The sequence below is a fragment of the Anaeromyxobacter paludicola genome (genome assembly GCF_023169965.1).
Taxonomy (GTDB): Bacteria; Myxococcota; Myxococcia; order Myxococcales; family Anaeromyxobacteraceae; genus Anaeromyxobacter_B; species Anaeromyxobacter_B paludicola.
In genome coordinates, this window is the sequence record NZ_AP025592.1 from 3,915,857 (window position 1) to 3,932,401 (window position 16,545).

At 74.2% G+C, this 16,545-nt stretch carries 14 protein-coding genes; 1 reads left to right on the forward strand and 13 read right to left on the reverse strand.

The window, feature by feature from the left end:
• Positions 1–2: 2 nt before the first annotated feature.
• Genes AMPC_RS17490 through mraZ form a run of 5 tightly spaced genes read right to left on the reverse strand, consistent with a single transcriptional unit; the run spans position 3 to position 4,147 of the window.
• Entirely contained in the window at positions 3–2,009 is a 2,007-nt protein-coding gene (locus AMPC_RS17490) for a penicillin-binding protein (RefSeq protein WP_248342744.1), read from the reverse strand.
• 4 nt (positions 2,010–2,013) lie between these two features.
• Positions 2,014–2,454 carry a cell division protein FtsL gene (gene ftsL, locus AMPC_RS17495; RefSeq protein WP_248342745.1) on the reverse strand — a complete coding sequence of 147 codons (441 nt, stop codon included), beginning with the start codon at positions 2,452–2,454 and terminating at the stop codon, positions 2,014–2,016.
• The gene (gene rsmH / locus AMPC_RS17500; protein ID WP_248342747.1) at positions 2,451–3,383 is read right to left on the reverse strand and encodes a 16S rRNA (cytosine(1402)-N(4))-methyltransferase RsmH; all 933 of its coding nucleotides are present in this window, start codon (positions 3,381–3,383) and stop codon (positions 2,451–2,453) included. Before rsmH ends, ftsL begins: the two co-directional genes overlap by 4 nt.
• Complete coding sequence (locus AMPC_RS17505) at positions 3,380–3,682, reverse strand: STAS domain-containing protein (protein ID WP_248342748.1); 303 nt, start codon at positions 3,680–3,682, stop codon at positions 3,380–3,382. The genes rsmH and AMPC_RS17505 overlap by 4 nt, the downstream gene beginning before the upstream one ends.
• Before the next feature lie 12 nt (positions 3,683–3,694).
• Entirely contained in the window at positions 3,695–4,147 is a 453-nt protein-coding gene (mraZ, locus tag AMPC_RS17510; protein ID WP_248342753.1) for a division/cell wall cluster transcriptional repressor MraZ, read from the reverse strand.
• 330 nt (positions 4,148–4,477) lie between these two features.
• On the opposite strand from mraZ, the gene AMPC_RS17515 reads away from it, so the two are divergent.
• Positions 4,478–5,317 carry an SDR family oxidoreductase gene (locus AMPC_RS17515; RefSeq protein WP_248342754.1) on the forward strand — a complete coding sequence of 280 codons (840 nt, stop codon included), beginning with the start codon at positions 4,478–4,480 and terminating at the stop codon, positions 5,315–5,317.
• Here AMPC_RS17515 and AMPC_RS17520 read toward each other — a convergent pair.
• The 8 genes from AMPC_RS17520 to AMPC_RS17555 form a co-directional block, all read right to left on the reverse strand.
• Positions 5,314–8,382, reverse strand: coding sequence for a methyl-accepting chemotaxis protein (locus AMPC_RS17520; RefSeq protein ID WP_248342755.1), 3,069 nt, complete (start codon positions 8,380–8,382; stop codon positions 5,314–5,316). The two genes, AMPC_RS17515 and AMPC_RS17520, sit on opposite strands and share 4 nt — an antisense overlap.
• A 186-nt stretch (positions 8,383–8,568) precedes the next feature.
• Entirely contained in the window at positions 8,569–9,372 is an 804-nt protein-coding gene (locus tag AMPC_RS17525; RefSeq protein WP_248342756.1) for an ABC transporter ATP-binding protein, read from the reverse strand.
• Complete coding sequence (locus AMPC_RS17530) at positions 9,369–10,196, reverse strand: ABC transporter permease (RefSeq protein ID WP_248342757.1); 828 nt, start codon at positions 10,194–10,196, stop codon at positions 9,369–9,371. Before AMPC_RS17530 ends, AMPC_RS17525 begins: the two co-directional genes overlap by 4 nt.
• Before the next feature lie 3 nt (positions 10,197–10,199).
• Positions 10,200–11,168, reverse strand: a complete 969-nt coding sequence (locus AMPC_RS17535; RefSeq protein WP_248342760.1) for an ABC transporter substrate-binding protein — start codon at positions 11,166–11,168, stop codon at positions 10,200–10,202.
• A gap of 76 nt (positions 11,169–11,244) precedes the next feature.
• A complete protein-coding gene (locus tag AMPC_RS17540; RefSeq protein WP_248342761.1) occupies positions 11,245–12,603 on the reverse strand; it encodes a TrpB-like pyridoxal phosphate-dependent enzyme in 1,359 nt (452 codons plus the stop codon).
• A 54-nt stretch (positions 12,604–12,657) separates the two neighbouring features.
• On the reverse strand, positions 12,658–14,124 hold the full coding sequence (locus AMPC_RS17545; RefSeq protein WP_248342762.1) for an Ig-like domain-containing protein: 1,467 nt from the start codon (positions 14,122–14,124) through the stop codon (positions 12,658–12,660).
• 165 nt (positions 14,125–14,289) lie between these two features.
• The gene (locus AMPC_RS17550) at positions 14,290–15,858 is read right to left on the reverse strand and encodes a GMC family oxidoreductase (RefSeq protein WP_248342763.1); all 1,569 of its coding nucleotides are present in this window, start codon (positions 15,856–15,858) and stop codon (positions 14,290–14,292) included.
• Entirely contained in the window at positions 15,858–16,427 is a 570-nt protein-coding gene (locus AMPC_RS17555) for a gluconate 2-dehydrogenase subunit 3 family protein (protein WP_248342765.1), read from the reverse strand. Before AMPC_RS17555 ends, AMPC_RS17550 begins: the two co-directional genes overlap by 1 nt.
• Between the last annotated feature and the right edge of the window lie 118 nt (positions 16,428–16,545).

Genomic DNA, 16,545 nt, shown 5'->3' on the forward strand with positions numbered 1-16,545 from the left:
ACCTAGCCGGGCGGCGCGAGGTGCAGGCGGACGCGCGTGCCGCGGTCCACCACCTCGCCCGGCCGGGGGAACTGGGACTCGACGCGGCCGGACCCGGCCAGCTCGCCCATGAGCTCCGCCTGCTCCAGCGCGCGGAGCGCGGCGCGGGCGGGCAGGCCGGCGAGCGCCGGGACGGCCACTCCCCCCTGCTCGGCGCGGCGGGCGCGCTCCGCCTCCTGCGCGGCCGACTCCACCACCGGGAAGTCGGGCTCCGGCTCGACCGGCGTCGCGCGGGAGGGGGCGCCGGCCTTCGCCACCGCCGGGAGCTGCGCGCTCGGCGGCACGCCCATCGACTGCAGCGCCGTCTCGGCGAGCGCCTTGAAGACCGGCGCGGCCACGTCGCCGCCGTACACGTCGCCCTTCGGCTCGTCGATGAAGACGCCGATGACCACCCGCGGCGCCTCGGCCGGCGCGAAGCCCACGAACGAGCTGAAGCGCTTGTCGGCCGAGTAGCCGCCGAGCGGATCCGCCTTCTGGGCGGTGCCGGTCTTGCCGGCGGCGCGCCAGCCGGCGAGCCGCGCCTTCTTGCCGGTGCCCTCGACGACCACGCCCTCCAGGAAGCGGGCCATGGTGCGGGCGGTCTGCGGCGACACCGCCCGGCGCACCGGGGTGGGGGTGGCGTGGAGCAGCTCGGTCCCGTCGGCCGGATCGACCACCCGCCGCACCAGCCAGGGCCGGAGCAGCAGGCCGTCGTTGGCGATCGCCGCCATGGCGGCGGTGATCTGCAGCGCGCTCGCGGTGACCCCCTGGCCGAAGCTCATGGTGGCGAGCGAGATGTCGGCGCGCGGCGCGTTGACGGTGCCGCGCGCCTCGGCCTGCACCCCGACCTCGGTGGGCGCGCCGAAGCCGAAGGCGAGGTAGGTGCGGTAGAGCTTCTCGCGCCCCAGGCGCGCGGCGATCTTGCCGGCGCCGACGTTGCTCGACTCGGCCAGGATCCTGGCCGGCGTCACCCAGCCGAGCCCGTGGTGGTCGTGGATGGTGTGGCGCCCGACGCGCCAGGCCCCGTTCTCGCAGAAGATCGAGTCCTCGGGGCCCACGGCCCGCTCCTCCAGGGCGCCCGCCACCGAGAACACCTTGAAGGTGGAGCCCGGCTCGAAGGCGTCCTGCACCGCGTGGTTCCGGAGCTCGGCCGGGTGGCGCACCGCGTTCGGGTTCGCGAGCGGCGCGTTGGCCAGCGCCAGGATCTCGCCGGTGTGGGGATCGAGGGCGACCGCCATGCCGGCCCTGGCCCGCGCGCCCTGGACGGCGGCCGCGAGCGACTGCTCGGCGGCGTGCTGCAGCCCCTGGTCGAGGGTGAGCTCGACGCGGGCGCCCTCGCGGACCCGGCCGGCGCCGCCGCGCTCGGGGTAGAGGGCGCGGGCCCGGCCGTCGCGCAGGGAGTCGAGCCGCACCGCCTCGCCCTGCAGGTCGTCGTCGAGCGAGAGCTCCACGCCCTCGAGCCCCTCGCCGTCGTCGCCCACCACGCCGAGCACCTGGCCGGCGAGCTCGCCCCGCGGGTAGGTGCGCTTGTACTCCTGCACGAAGTGCACGCCCGGGATCCCGAGCGCCTTCACCGCGGCCGACTCGGCCGGGGTGACGCGCCGCTTGGCCCAGGCGAACCGGCGCGAGACGGCGATGCGGCGCAAGAGCGGGCCCGGGTCCACCCCCAGCGTCCGCGCCAGCCGGGCGACGGCCGGGCCGCGGGCCGGATCGGGGGGCAGGTCCTTCGGGTCCACGAAGACCGAGTCGGCCTGCACGTCGGCCGCGAGCGCGGCGCCGTTCCGGTCGGTGATCACGCCGCGGCGCGGCTTGAGCTCGATGGGCCGGACGTACTGGTCGCGGGCCATGCCGCCGAGGTGGTCCTTCTGCACCACCTGGAGCTGCACCGCCCGCACCGCGACGGTGACGAGGCCGGCCGCGAGCGCGGCCGCCACGATCCACATGCGGAAGGCGACGCCCTTCGCCGCCTGCGCGTCCACGCCGGGCCTCAAGAGGCTACCCTGCGCTCGCGACCTTGAAGACAGCTGGCTCCGCCGGCGCGGGATGCCCGGTCCGCTCGCGCCCCTGCTGCTTGCGAGAGGAGAGGGTCCCCTTGTCCGCCGCCACACCGCCCGCCCGTTCCGCCACCACCACCCGCCCGACCTCGGTGCCCGCCATCACCGTTCCCGGCGCCGGCGGAGCCATGCCCAGCTGCGCGCGGGCGAAGCGCTCGAGGCGCCCCGGCGCGCGCAAACGCGCGACCTCCATCTGCAACCTGCCGTGCTCGTCCTCCAGCCGCTGGTGCTCGCCCTCGAGGCGCGCCAGCTCGTAGCCGGAGGTGATCACCTGCGTGTGGCTCCAGATGCGGAACAGGGCCACCGCGGAGAAGAGCGCCACCCAGGCGGCGCAACGCACCACGCGGCCCCCCTGGCCGCAGACACCGGGATCCGCGCTCATCGCAGCCTCTCCACGGCGCGCAGCCTGGCGCTGCGCGACCTCGGGTTCGCAGCCACCTCGTCCTCGGAAGCCTTGACCGCCTTGCGCGTGACCGCCCGGAAGGCCGGATCGGCGCCACAGGCGCACACCGGGAGGCCGGGCGGGCAGGTGCAGCCGCGGGTGAGCTCGCGGAAGCGCTCCTTCACCATCCGGTCCTCGAGGGAGTGGAAGCTGATCACGGCGGCCCGGCCGCCCACGGCGAGCGTGGCGGGGAGGGCGCCGAGCCAGGCCGCGAGCGCGCCGAGCTCGTCGTTGACGGCGATGCGGAGCGCCTGGAAGGTGCGGGTGGCCGGGTGGATGCGCTTCGGCCAGGCCTTGCGCGGGACGGCGCGGGCCACCACCTCGGCGAGCCCGGCGGTGTCGAGCCGGTCGCCGGCGGCGACGGCGCGCTTCACGGCCCGGGCGATGGGGCGCGCGAACGGCTCCTCGCCGTACTCGCGCAGGATGCGGGCCAGCTCGGCCTCGTCGATGCGCGCGAGGAGGTCGGCCACCGTCTCGCCCTCCTGCCCCATGCGCATGTCGAGCGGGCCGGGGCGGGAGAAGGAGAAGCCGCGCTCCGCCTCGTCGAGCTGCGGCGAGGAGACGCCCAGGTCCACGAGGGCGCCGTCCACCCCGCCGATGCCGAGGGCGTCGAGCACGTTGCGGGCGTCGCGGAAGTCGCCGCGGACCGCCCGGAAGGCCTCGCCGTAGCGCGCCAGCCGGGCGCGGGCCGCCGCCAGGGCGGCCGGATCCTTGTCCACGCCGATCACGCGCGCACCCCGGGAGAGGAGGAGCTCGGAGTGGCCGCCGCCGCCGAGCGTCCCGTCGAGGATGAGCTTCCCCGGGGCCGGCGCGAGCAGCTCGACCGTCTCGTTGGCGAGGACCGTGACATGGTGGAACTCCGCGCTCACGCCGCCCGGAGGGCCTCCTCCAGGTTGCCGTACAGCTCCACGAAGCCGCCGGCGCCGCCGGCGTAGACGAGGTCGCGGACGTAGCGGCTCGCGCCCGCGGCCCGCAGGCCGGGGATCGACTTGAGCAGCGCCGCGCCGGCGTAGTGCAGGTGGGTGACCCGCTTCATGTCGATGACCACCATGCGGCCGCCCTCGCGGACCACGGTGGCGAGCCGGGCGATGGCCTCGAGCTCCTCGCGCGAGAGCTCGCCGATGCCGCGGATGATGGTGACGCCGTCCTGATGCCGTGCCTCGTACATGCCCGTCCCTCCTCACGCACCCGTGCTGAACGCGCCCGCGAACAGGTCGATGACCTCGTCGGGGGCGAGCTGCTTCGACATCTCCGCCTCGTACCGCGCCTTGTCCCAGAGCTGGATGGTGTGGACCATCCCGACCCAGACCACGTCCTTCTGGAGCCCGCCGTGCTGCCGCAGCGCCGGCGGGACCAGCACGCGGCCGTGCACGTCGAGCTCGACCTCGTGCTGCGCCGAGTAGAAGCGGAGCAGGTTCGCCTGCTGGACCCGGTTCATCGGGGAGAAGGTGGCGATCTTCTCCTCGACCTTCTTCCAGGCGCTCCTCGGCCAGGCGGCGATGCAGGCGCTGTGGGCGTCGCGGGTGAGCACGATGCTCGCCTCGCCGGCCTGGGCGAGCTGCTCGCGCAGCTTCACCGGCAGGCTCGTGCGGCCCTTGGCGTCGATCGTGTGCTCGTAGGTTCCGCTGAACAAGGCGCGCCGCCTCTGGATGCCGCTGGGATCCGCTTTTTGACACCATTTCCCACCGGCACGCTCGGATCTACGGAGATCGGCGGGGGTTGTCAACAAGCCCCGGTTATTCAAGGACTTGGATCTGCTCGGAAGATCAGTGACCCCCGGGGTCGGATCGGCCAGCGCTGGGGGTGCGCGGACACCTACACGCAAGCCGTGGGGGGATCGCGTCCTGATCGCGCGATCGGTGGGAATCGCGCCCGTCGCGCCGCTCCGGCCCTCCTGACCGGTTGCGCCGCCGCGGTCCGCCGGATCATGTTCCAGCCGATTCCCCAATCAGGCGAGGTCGGCGTGGGCACACTCCAGGGCAGGACCCTCTTCATCACCGGCGCGAGCCGCGGCATCGGCAAGGCCATCGCCGTCGCCGCCGCGCGCCAGGGCGCCAACGTCGCGATCGCGGCCAAGACGGTGGAGCCGCACGCGAAGCTGCCTGGCACCATCTTCAGCGCCGCCGAGGAGGTGGAGGCGGCGGGCGGGAAGGCGCTCGCGCTGCAGGTGGACGTGCGCAGCGAGGAGCAGATCGCGCGCGCCATGGCCGAGGCGGCCGAGCGCTTCGGCGGGATCGACGCGCTCGTGAACAACGCGAGCGCCATCTTCCTCGCCGGCACGGTCGAGACGCCGATGAAGCGCTTCGACCTCATGCACCAGGTGAACGTCCGCGCCACCTACGCCTGCACGCAGGCGGCCATCCCCTACCTGGCGAGGTCGGGGAACCCCCACATCCTCAACCTCTCGCCGCCGCTCGACCTCTCGCCGCGCTGGTTCGCGAGCCACGTCGCCTACACGATGAGCAAGTACGGCATGAGCCTGTGCGTGCTCGGGATGGCCGAGGAGCTCCGGCCCCAGGGCATCGCCGTGAACGCGCTCTGGCCCCGGACCACCATCGCCACCGCCGCCGTGGTGAACCTGCTCGGCGGCGAGGAGATGGCGGCCCACTCGCGCAAGCCCGAGATCGTGGGCGACGCGGCGGTCGCGATCCTGGCGCGCGAGGCGCGGGCCTGCACCGGGAACTTCTTCATCGACGACGAGGTGCTGCGGGCGGAGGGCGTCACCGACCTCGACCGCTACGCGGTGACGCCGGGGGCGGAGCTCTACCCGGACCTCTTCCTCGACCCCGAGAAGGCGCCCTAGAACTCGGCGGAGAGCGGGTCCTCCTCGAGCGGGATGAGGTCCTCGGGGCGCAGCGCGATGGCCCCGGGGGCGCGCTTCGGTGCCTCGCCGGCGGTGCTCCTCTTCCCCTCTCCCGCGGAGCGGGGGAGGGACAGGGAGGGGGTGAGCCCGCGGGGCAGGGCGGGCCGCCCCTCCCCGGCCCTCCCCGCGCGAGCGGGGAGGGAGCGCTGCGCCGAGCCCTCTCGCGCGGCCGCCCCGAGCCTGAACGCCCCGACCATGGCGGCGAGCTCCTCCGACTGCCCGGAGAGCTCGCTCGCCGCCGAGGACGACTCCTCGGAGCTGGCGGCGTTCTGCTGCGTCACCTTGTCCATCTCGGAGACCGCCTTGTGGAGCTGCTCGATCCCGGCCGACTGCTCCTTCGCGCCGGCGGCGATCTCGGCCACGATGTCGGTCACCTTCCCGATCCCGCCCACGATCTCGCCCAGCTTCGCCGAGACGTGGCGCGAGGTCTCGGCGCCCTGCGTGGCCTGCTTCACCGACTGCTGGATGAGCGCCTCGGTCTTCTGCGCCGCCTCCTTGCTCCGGAGCGCGAGCGAGCGGACCTCCTCGGCGACGACCGCGAACCCGCGCCCGGCCTCGCCGGCCCGCGCCGCCTCCACCGCCGCGTTGAGGGCGAGCAGGTTGGTCTGGAAGGCGATCTCGTTGATGTCGCGGATGATGGCGCTCGTGCCCTCGGCCGAGGCCCGGATCTGATCCATCGCCACCTGCATCTGCGACATCGCCGCCGCGCCCTCGGTGGCCTGGCCCCTCGCGCTCGTCGCGAGCGCGCTCGCCTGGCCGGCGTGCTCGGCGCTGCTGCGCGCCATCGCCGCCACCGAGTCGAGGCTGGCGGTGGTCTCCTCGAGCGAGGCCGCCTGCTCCGAGGCGCCGCTCGCGACCGCCTGCGAGGACGACGCGATCTGGCTCGCCGCGGAGGACACCTGGCCCACCGACTGCGACACCTGCGAGAGCGCCTCGTCGAGCGCCTGGGCGGAGGCGTTGAGGGCCGTCTGCACGCGGGCGTGGTCGCCCTGGTAGTCGCCCTTCATCCGGGCGGTGAGGTCGCGCTCGGCGAGCCGCTCCAGCACCGCCGTGGCCTCGCCGATGGGCGCCAGCACCGCGTCGAGCGTGGCGTTCACGCCCTGGAGGGCCTCGCGGAAGGCCCCCTCGTGCTTCGTCACCTCGGCCCGCTCGGCGAGCCGGCCCTCCACGGCCGCCCGCGACAGCGCCTTCGCGTCGGCCACGAGCGCAGCGACCGCCTCGACGCAGCGGTTGAGGCTCTGCTGCATCGCCACGATGTCGCCCTGCACCGCGTTGGTGCGGAGCGGCGGGAGGTCGCCGTGCGAGATCCGCTCGCAGTAGCCGGCGACCACCCGGAACGGCTTCACGATCGCCTCGACCGCCCCGTTGACGCCCTCGAGCGTCTTGCGGAAGGCCCCCTCGTGCCGGGAGGCGTCGGCGCGCTGGTCGAGCTGGCCGGCGGCGGCCGCGGCGGCGAGGGCGTCGGCGTCCCGCACCAGGGCCCCGAGCGCCCCGACGCAGCGGTTGAGGCTCTCGCGGATCGCCTGGAAGTCGCCCTTCGCCACGCCGGTGCGGAGCGGCGGGATCTCGCCGTGCGAGATCCGGTCGCAGTAGTCGGCGACCACCCGGAGCGGGGTGACGAGCGCGTCCACGGTGTCGTTCAGGCCCTGCACCACGGCGCGGAAGTCTCCGTGGTGGCGGGAGAGGTCGGCGCGGGTGGCGAGCCGGCCCTCCACCGCCGCCTCCGCCAGCGCGCGCGAGTCGGCGACCAGGGCGCGGACCGCCGCGGTGCAGGCGTTGAGGTTCCGCTTGAGCGCGTCGAAGTCGCCCGGCCAGGGCTCGGCGATGGGCGGCGGCACGTCGCCCTGCGCGAGCCGGTCCACGCAGCGGGCCGCCTGCTCCACCGGCGCGATCACCGCGTCGAGCGTGGCGTTCACGCCCTCCACCACCTTGCGGAAGTCGCCCTGGTGGCGCGCGGCGTCGGCGCGGGTGGCGAGCCGGCCCTCCACCGCCGCCGCCGAGAGGCGGGTGGCGTCGGCGACCAGCGCGTTCACCGCGTCGATGCAGCGGTTGAGGCTGTCCTTGATGGCGTTGAAGTCGCCGCGGTAGGCCTCCTCGATGCGGGGCGGCACGTCGCCCCGCGAGATCCGGTCCACGCACGCGGCCGTCATCTCGATGGGGTGGACGAAGGCGTCCATCATCTCGTTCATGCCCTCGACGATGGGCCGGAACTCGAGCGAGACCGCCGCCGCGTCGCCGCGGACGGCGAGCTCGCCGCGCCCCACCGCCTCGCGGAGCCGGCGGGCCTCGGCGCCGAGGAAGCGGAGCGGCCGGGTGATGGTGCGGGCGAGGGTGAAGCCGGCGGCGAGGGCGGCGAGGACCGCCAGCAGGGACACGCCGAGGATGGTGAGGAGCTGGGCGCGCCGCTCGCGCAGCGCCGCCTCGCGCTGCTGCGCCACGAGGGCGTCGATGTCGTCCACGTAGTTGCCGGTGCCGACCACCCAGCCGAAGGGGGCGAAGCCGAGGGTGTAGGCGCGCTTGGGCGCGGCGGCGCCGCCGCCCTTGCGCGGGAAGGCGTAGTCGGTGAAGCCGCCGCCGGCGCGGCCGTTCCGGAGGAACTCGCGGACCATCGCGTAGCCGTTGGCGTCGGTCTTGTCGAGGCGCCCCTTCCCCTCGTCCGGCCGGCCCAGGAGCACCACGTTCACGCCGTCGTAGGTGTCGGCCCAGAAGTAGCCTTCCTTGTCGTAGCGGAGCCCGCGCAGGAGGTCCGCCCCGAGGGCGCGGGCCTGGGGCTCGGTGAGCTCGCCGCGCCCGGCGCGGTCGGAGATCGCCTGCAGCATGGAGACGGCGCTCTCCACCTGGAGCCGCGCGTTCCGGTCGAAGTTGGCGCGGAGGGTCCGCTCGTACTCGTCGATGCGGCGGTCCGACGCCTGGGCGCCGAAGCGGGCCATGCAGAGGCCGAGGGCCAGGGCGACCACGGCGCCGGTCCCGGCCGCGAGGGCGACCACCTTGGAAGAGATCTTCATGGCGAAGCTCCTGTCGCCCATGGGGAGGGCGCGCGAGCCGCGTCATGTGCAGCCGGCGGGCCAGCGGAAGAGCCGGTAAACGGACGATCTCGATCCGGGTGAACCTGGCGGAACGGGTGAGCCGGGACCCCGCCCCGTGACCCGCTCGAGCGGGGCACGGAGCGCTCGCCTGCCCGCTTCCTCCGGCTAGTCCGCCGTCGCCCCGCGCGCCTCCGCCTCCTGGTGCCGGAGCTGCTCCTCCATCACCAGCTGGGCGATCGACTTCTTGAGCTCGTTGAACTCGGGGCTCGCCGGGTCGCGGGGCCGCGGCAGCGCGATCGGCACGATCTGCTTCACCGTGCCGGGCCGGTAGGTCATCACCACCACCCGGTCGGCGAGGTAGATCGACTCCTCGATGCCGTGGGTCACGAAGACCACCGTCTTGCGGAGCTCCGACCAGATCCGGAGCAGCTCGTCCTGCAGGTTGCGGCGGGTGAGGGCGTCGAGCGCGCCGAACGGCTCGTCCATCAGCAGCACCGGCGAGTCGATGGCGAGGGCGCGGGCGATGGCGACGCGCTGCCGCATGCCGCCGGACAGGTCCTTGGGGTAGCGGTCGCGGAAGTCCTGCAGGGACAGCTTGGCGAGCCAGGCGTCCACGGTGCGGCGGATCTCGGCCCGCGGCGCGCCCTTGAGCTCGAGCCCGAAGGCGACGTTCTTCTCCACCGTCATCCAGGGGAAGAGCGCGTACTCCTGGAACACCATGGCCCGGTCCGGCCCGGGCGCGGTCACCGGGCGCCCGCCGGCCTCGAGCGTCCCCGCGGTGGGGGCGGTGAAGCCGGCGATGGCGTTGAGCAGGGTGGACTTCCCGCAGCCGGACGGGCCGAGGAGGCAGACGAACTCGCCCGCTCCGACGGTGAGGTCGATGCCGGCGAGCGCGGTCACCTCGCGCCCCCCGGTGCGGAAGACCTGCCGGACGCCGCGGGCCGCGATCATCGGGGCGCCGCCGGTCATCGCCCCTGCTCCAGCCCGCGGTGCCAGCGCAGCAGCCGGCGGTTGAGGGCGTTCATGCCGAGGTCGATGCCGAGCCCGGCGAGGCCGATGGAGAACATGCCGGCGATGATCTTGTCCGACCAGAAGAACTCGCGCGCCTCCAGGATGCGGTAGCCGAGCCCGCTGTTCACCGCGATCATCTCGGCCACGATCACCACGATGAAGGCGACCCCGACCCCCACCCGCACGCCGGTGAGGATGTACGGGGTGGCGGCCGGCAGGATGACGCGCCGGAAGAGCACCTGCTGCCCGGCGCCGAGGTTGCGCGCCGCGCGGATGTAGATGGCGTCCACGCTCCGGACGCCGGCGATGGTGTTCATGAGCACCGGGAAGAACGCGCCGAGCGAGATGAGGAAGTAGGCCGGCGGGTCGCCGAGCCCGAACCAGAGGATCGAGAGCGGGATGAAGGCGATGGGCGGGATGGGGCGGAGGATCTGCACCAGCGGATCGAAGAGCTGGTAGACCCAGTCCTTCGCCCCCATGAGCAGCCCGAGCGGCAGCGCCAGGCCGCCCCCGATGACGAAGCCGACGAGCACGCGCTTGAGGCTCCCGACCGCGTCGCCGGGGAGCTCGCCCGAGAAGAGCCAGGCGAGCCGCGAGCGGCCGCCGGCCGGGTCCCAGGGCTCGAGCGGCAGCAGGTAGGCCACCCAGCGGCGCGCCACCTGCGAGGGCGGCGGCAGGATCTGGGGCGAGACGCGGCCGCTGCGCGCGAGCCACTCCCAGAAGAGCAGCACCGCGACCGGGATGAGGACCGCGCGCAGCAGCGGGACGAGGCGCGCGCGCATCGGCTACTTCACGCCCTGCTGCTTCTTCGCCTGCTCGAGCAGCTCGAGCTTCACCCAGGCCGACGCCGGGGGCGGGCTCTGCAGCTTGCCGACGCCGTACTTCTTCATGAGGTCGGTGGTGCGCTGCACGTGGTCGAGCGACAGGTCGTAGGTGAAGGCGGCGTTCTGCATCGCGTCCTTGTAGTCCTGCGAGCCGAGCTGCCCCTTGAAGAGGCTCTCGCGCACGTACTTCTCGGCGAGGGCGGGGTTGGCGAGGAAGGTGCGGGTCGCCTCGACGAAGCAGCTCATCACCCGCAGGGCGAGGTCGTGGTTGGCGTAGAGCTTCTCGGTCATGACCAGCACCCGCTCCGGCTCGCCGAGCGGCGTGTCGTAGGGCTTCACGATCTCGGTGCCGAACCCCTTGGCGATGGCCTGGGTGGACTGCGGCTCCGACTGCGACATGGCGTCGATCTGCTTCGCCATCAGCGCCTGGTTCAGGTCGGCGTACTGGAGGTAGACGACGAGGACGTCGGCCTTGCCCGGCTGGTCGGACCAGGTGAGCTGGTGCTTCGCGAGCTCGGCGAAGAGCAGGATCTCCTGCGCGCCGCCGCGCGGGACGCCCACCTTGCGCCCCTTGAGGTCCTCGATGCGCTTCAGGCCCAGGTCGGCGCGGCCGACGATGCGCGCCCCGCCCCTGGCGAAGCCGGCCACCGCGAAGATGGGGGCGCCCGCCGCGCGGCCGGCCACCGCGGCGTCGGCGGCGCTCGCGGCGAGGTCCACCTCGCCGGCGAGGATGCCCGGGATGATGTCCACGCCCTTCGGGAAGATCCGCTCGCGGACGTCGAGGTCGTACTTCTTGCCGATCTCCTTCATGTAGGAGACCGCGCCGTAGTGGGCGAACTTGAGGTTGCCGAGCCGGACCACGTCGGCGGCCGGCGTGGGCCGGGCGGCGAGGAGGGCGGCGGCGGCGAGGAGCGCGGCGAAGGGCTTCATGCGGTTCCCTCTCGTCGAGGGGGCCCGCCCCGGGGAGGGGGACGGGCCACCTCTGGTGGGAGAGGCCCGGCGCCGCCTACGGGTCCACCTCAGGCAAACGCGCCAGCGCCTCCCGGATCTTCTCCTCGGAGTATTCATGATCCTCGAGGTTTCCGGAGAGATAAGCGTCGTACGCCCCCATATCGAGCTGTCCGTGGCCGGACAACCCGACGAGGATCACGCGCTCCCGCCCCTCGTCCTTGGCCCGGAGCGCCTCGTCCACCGCGGCGCGGATGGCGTGGGACGACTCGGGCGCGGGCACGATGGCCTCGCTGCGGGCGAAGAGCAGGGCGGCCTCGAAGCAGGCGTTCTGGACGTAGGCGCGGGCCTCGATCTCGCCGGCCGCGAAGAGCTGCGAGACGAGCGGCGACGCGCCGTGGTAGCGCAGCCCGCCGGCGTGGATCCCGGGCGGCATGAAGTCGTGCCCGAGGGTGTACATCTTCGCGATGGGGGCCATCTTCGCGGTGTCGCCGTAGTCGAAGGCGTAGACGCCCTTCGTCAGGCTGGGGCAGCTCGCCGGCTCGGCGGCGAGGCAGCGCACCCGCTTCCCCGCGGCGCGGTCGGCCAGGAACGGGAAGGCGAGCCCGGCGAAGTTGGAGCCGCCGCCGTGGCAGGCGATGACCACGTCCGGGTAGTCGCCGGCGAGCTTCAGCTGCGCCTTCGCCTCCTGGCCGATGACCGTCTGGTGCAGGCAGACGTGGTTGAGGACGCTGCCGAGCGCGTAGTGGGTGTCGGAGTGGGTGGCGGCGTCCTCCACCGCCTCGGAGATGGCGATTCCGAGCGAGCCCAGGTTGCCCGGATCGCGCTGGAGGATGGCGCGCCCGGCGGCGGTCTCGGGGGAGGGGGAGGGGATGACCTTGGCGCCGAAGAGCTGCATGAGGCTCTTGCGGTAGGGCTTCTGCGAGAAGCTCACCTTCACCATGTAGATGGTGCACTCGAGCCCGAACATGCTGCAGGCCATGGCGAGGGAGCTGCCCCACTGCCCGGCGCCGGTCTCGGTCGCGAGCCGCTTGATCCCGGCTTGCCGGTTGTAGAAGGCCTGCGGCACGGCGCTGTTCGGCTTGTGCGAGCCGGCCGGCGAGACCCCCTCGTACTTGTAGTAGATGCGGGCCGGCGTCCCGAGCGCCTGCTCCAGCCGCCGCGCCCGGAAGAGCGGCGTGGGGCGCCAGAGCCGGTAGATCTCGCGCACCTCGCGCGGGATCTCGATGAACCGCTCGCGCGACACCTCCTGCTCGACGAGCGCGAGCGGGAAGAGCGGCAGGAGGTCGTCGGGGGTCACCGGCTTCAGCGTGCCCGGGTGGATCACCGGCGCGAGCGGGCCGGGCAGGTCGGGGATGACGTTGTACCAGTGGGTCGGGATCTGGCTCTCGGGCAGCAGGTACTTCGTCGTCTCCATTCCGCGCCTCCGCAGGGGGGAAGCGCACATTAGGTCAACCCTGGCCGCCTCCCGTCAAGCGCGCCGCCGGCGGGCCAGCAGCGCCACGCCCGCGAGGAGCCAGACCGGGCTCGCGCCCGGACGGCCCGGCAGCGTCGCGCAGCCCTGCGCGGCGGGGAGCGCGACCGTCGCGGGCGACTGCGTCGGCTCGGTGCCCGACGGGGCCGGCTCGGGCGTGGCGGTCGCGGTCGGGGCGGGGGTCGGCGTCGGCTCGGGCGTCGGCGCCGCGGTCGGGGCCGGCGTGGGGCTCGGCGCGGGCGTGGGCGTGGGGGTCGGCTCGGGCGTAGGAGTGGGAGTGGGCGTGGGGGTCGGAGTCGGCGCCGGCGCCGCGTTGGCCAGCGCGAAGGAGACGCCGCCCGAGATCCCCGCGCCCGAGGCGAAGGCGGTCACGTCGTAGCTGCCGGTGGCGGTGCCCGCGGTGGCGGTGGTGCGGGCGTCGCCGTTCGCGTCGGTCACCACCTCGCTCGCGCCCAGGCTGGCGGTCGGGTCGCCGGCGCGCACCCGGAAGCTCACGCGGGCGCCGGCCACCGGCGCGCCCGACGGATCCTGCACGTGCACCGAGAGGGGGGCGGGGAAGGCGGTGGACGGGCTCGCCTCCTGCCCGGAACCGCCGGTCACGGTGACCGAGAGCGGCTGCCAGAGGTAGACGCCGGGTAGGGCGGGCTCGAGGTTGGACGCCGCCGGATCCGGGGTGGCGTTGCGGGCCACGTCGGTCGTGTCGGCCCAGGCGATCTCGGCCTCCACCAGCGTCGGCGCGGTCCCGAAGGCGTCGTACGCCTCGTTCCCGGGCGCCGCGCCGTCGCTCCAGCCCGCCGCGGCGGGCACGGCCCCCGTCCACTGGAGCTGGCCGTAGCGGTACTCGACCGCCGCCGCGTCGCCGCCGGTGGCGTCGAGCGCGACGCGGTGCAGCCGGAGCTGGAAGGTGTTCCGGTCCGTGCCGTCGCTCCCGAACGCGGCCACCTGCCACCAGGTGAGCGTCACGACCGGATCGGCCGGGTCGGGGTCGGCCGCGACGTAGAGGTGGCCCCCGCGCCCGAGGTCCGCGTCGGCGTAGAACGCCGCCAGCATGGGGACCTTGGACAGCCCGAGGCCGCCCGGGACGCAGGCGTTCCCCCGGCGCCCGAAGGTGAGGAAGCCGTTGGTGGTGACCCACACGTCGCGGGGGTCGAGCCGGCGGCCGAAGAGCGCGACGCCGTCCGGGAAGACGGCGGAGAGGTCGACGCTCCAGGCGCCGTCGTCGAGGTCGCCGCCGTCGTCGGGCGGGCGGGCCGTGAGGTCGAGGGTCCCGACGTCGTCCGGACCGCCGAGGCCGGTCACCACCGCGTCGGCGCCGCCCTGGGCGGTGAGCGCCGCGGCGGCGCTCCCGAGGGGGCGCGGCGCGCTGGAGCGGCCCGAGCAGCCCGTCGTCAGGAGGGCCAGCGCCAGGAAGAACAGCAGCGCGGCGGTGACTCCACTCATCGTGATGCGCGTCGAAGGGGTCATTGGGGAGTCGCGGTGAGGGTCTCCCGCCCCAGTTGCATCGGCGGTGCCACGCCGGGGGGCGCCCGGGGAGCCGGGAACCCCTCGGGAAAGAACCGCCCGGCGGGGTCGGCACGGCCGGGCGCGGCGGCACCCTGGGTGACGGGCGACCGCGGCGGCGAACGGCGGTCAGCGCAGGTTGCGCCCGATGTGCCCGGCCGCCCAGTGGGCGATCCCGAACACCGTCTCCTGGGGGTTCACTCCCAGCGAGGAGGGGAAGATCGACGCGTCGGCCACGAAGAGGTTGTCCACGTGGTGGTGCTTGAGCCGGGCGCTCACGACCGACTTGTCGGGGTCCTTCCCCATGGCGCAGCCGCCCATCTGGTGGGCGGTGAAGAGCCCGACGCGCACCGGGCGCCAGGGGGCCGCGTCGAGCTTCGGCAGGTCGGCCTCGCGGCGGAGCTCCACCGGGTCCTCGTGGAGCGAATGGACCGACTCGGCCCCGGCGGCGAGCTGCACCCGGGCGAGCGCCTTGTTGGCCTCGCGGAGCGCCTCCCAGTGCTCCGGGCGGAGCCGGTAGTCGAGCCGCACCCGGCCGTCCTTGCGGAGCGAGACGGTGCCGCCCTCGTCGCCGGGGAGGAAGCCGTCGACCGTGAGCCCGATGAGGGCCGAGACGTGGCCGAGCCGGGCCATCACCTCCTGGTGCGCGGCCCCGAAGCCGCCCGCGGCGCTCGCCGCCAGCATGGGGTGGACCGGGGCCGTCTCCATGAAGAAGCCGATCTTCCCCGGGCCGCGCTCGATGAACTGGTGCGAGGTGACCGACTGCGGCGCGCCGTAGAAGCCGTCGATGCGCTGCGGGTAGACGCCGATGCTGGCCACCACCGGGTGGAGGAAGGTCCGCTTGCCGACGCGCCCGTTGAAGTCGAGGCCGCTGCGCAGGAGCAGCGCGGGGCTGTTCACCGCGCTGCCGCAGAGGACCACCACCTTGGGCTTCACCAGCACCGAGTGGCCCTTGGGCCGGTCGGTGGCCGGATCGAGCACCTCCGCCCGCACCAGGTTGGCGCGCTTGCGGTGCAGCTCGATCCGCACCGCCCGCGTGTTGGCGTAGAGGTGGGCCCCCTTCTTCACGGCGTCGGGGACGTAGGTCACGTCCATCGAGCGCTTCGCGTCGATGGGGCAGCCGAGGCCGCAGTAGCCGAGGTTGGCGCAGGCGTCCACGTTGCGGCGGGTGAGGGCGCGCTGCCAGCCGAGCTTGCCGCAGCCGTCCCAGAGCACCCGGTTGTTCCCGTTCACCTGCGCGAGCGGCCACTCGCGGATGTTGAGCCGCTGCTCCACCGCGTCGAAGTGCGGCGCCAGCGTGGCCGGGTCGAGCCCCTCCACGCCGTGCGCGGCGCGCCAGTGCTCGAGCACCCGCTCCGGCGTGCGGAAGCTGGTGGTCCAGTTGACGGTGGTGCCGCCGCCGACGCAGCGCCCCTGGAGCACGGTGATGGAGAGGTCGGCGGTGGCCCGCTGCCCCTTCTCCTGGTAGAGGCGCGGGTAGGCGGTGGCCTCCTGCATGTCGAAGTCGTTGCGGGTGTAGAGCCCGCCCTCCTCGAGCAGGACCACCCGCGCGCCCATCTCGGCGAGGCGGGCCGCCATCACCGCGCCGCCCGCGCCCGAGCCGATGACGCAGGCGTCGGCCCGCTCCTCGTAGTCGCGGGCGATGTCGGCGCCGGTGAGGACGCGGCCGGGGCCGTTGGCGCGCCAGGGCTCGGCCATCAGCGGCCTCCCGCGCGGATGGGCGGGCCGGGGTAGCCGACCGCCGGGTAGGTCTGGGGCGAGGCGTAGTAGGCGGCGTAGACCAGCTTCTTGAGCGCGCGGAACCCGGTGCGGCGCACCGCGAGCCGGCTCGTGGCCCAGTCGTGCAGCCGGCGGTCCTGCGCCTCGGGCGACGCGCCGGTGAAGGTGCCGGGGAGCCCGTCGAGGAAGGCGCCGGTGAGGGGGCTCTCGAAGAGCCCGATGAGCTGCCGGATCTCGCGCTGCACCGCCGGGTGCGCCATGGCGGCGATGGCGTCCACCTTCCCCGGCACGCCCACGTCGAGGGGCCGGGGGAACCCGCGGCGCGGCGGCACCAGCCGGTCGGCGATGGCCAGGATCACCGTCGCCTCGGCGTCGGTCAGCACCTGGAACGGCCCCTTCAGCGCCGGCTCGGGGTGGGTGCGGCGCGTCCCGAGCCACACCCCCCCGCCGGCGGCGAGGAGCGCCGCGCCGAGCAGCCCCTTCTTGATGAAGCTCCGCCGGCTCTCCAGCTCTCCCGGCATGAGGATGCGCGGCGCCTGACGACTCATGGGTCGGAGAGCCTAACGCAGGAACCGCCGGGTGTCGTGCTCCGGGCGGGCTTCGGCGTGCGCCGGCGGCGCACCTGCGCGCACCTCGCGGGCGCGGATCGATTCCTCGCCGCCTCCA

What these genes read in the sequence shown, in the direction of transcription:
- AMPC_RS17545 (WP_248342762.1), bottom strand. Translation starts at nt 14,124, where the DNA reads ATGACCCCTTCGACGCGCATCACGATGAGTGGAGTCACCGCCGCGCTG.
- AMPC_RS17555 (WP_248342765.1), bottom strand. Translation starts at nt 16,427, where the DNA reads ATGAGTCGTCAGGCGCCGCGCATCCTCATGCCGGGAGAGCTGGAGAGC.
- AMPC_RS17520 (WP_248342755.1), bottom strand. Translation starts at nt 8,382, where the DNA reads ATGAAGATCTCTTCCAAGGTGGTCGCCCTCGCGGCCGGGACCGGCGCC.
- AMPC_RS17535 (WP_248342760.1), bottom strand. Translation starts at nt 11,168, where the DNA reads ATGAAGCCCTTCGCCGCGCTCCTCGCCGCCGCCGCCCTCCTCGCCGCC.
- AMPC_RS17550 (WP_248342763.1), bottom strand. Translation starts at nt 15,858, where the DNA reads ATGGCCGAGCCCTGGCGCGCCAACGGCCCCGGCCGCGTCCTCACCGGC.
- AMPC_RS17525 (WP_248342756.1), bottom strand. Translation starts at nt 9,372, where the DNA reads ATGACCGGCGGCGCCCCGATGATCGCGGCCCGCGGCGTCCGGCAGGTC.
- ftsL (WP_248342745.1), bottom strand. Translation starts at nt 2,454, where the DNA reads ATGAGCGCGGATCCCGGTGTCTGCGGCCAGGGGGGCCGCGTGGTGCGT.
- AMPC_RS17530 (WP_248342757.1), bottom strand. Translation starts at nt 10,196, where the DNA reads ATGCGCGCGCGCCTCGTCCCGCTGCTGCGCGCGGTCCTCATCCCGGTC.
- AMPC_RS17540 (WP_248342761.1), bottom strand. Translation starts at nt 12,603, where the DNA reads ATGGAGACGACGAAGTACCTGCTGCCCGAGAGCCAGATCCCGACCCAC.
- AMPC_RS17505 (WP_248342748.1), bottom strand. Translation starts at nt 3,682, where the DNA reads ATGTACGAGGCACGGCATCAGGACGGCGTCACCATCATCCGCGGCATC.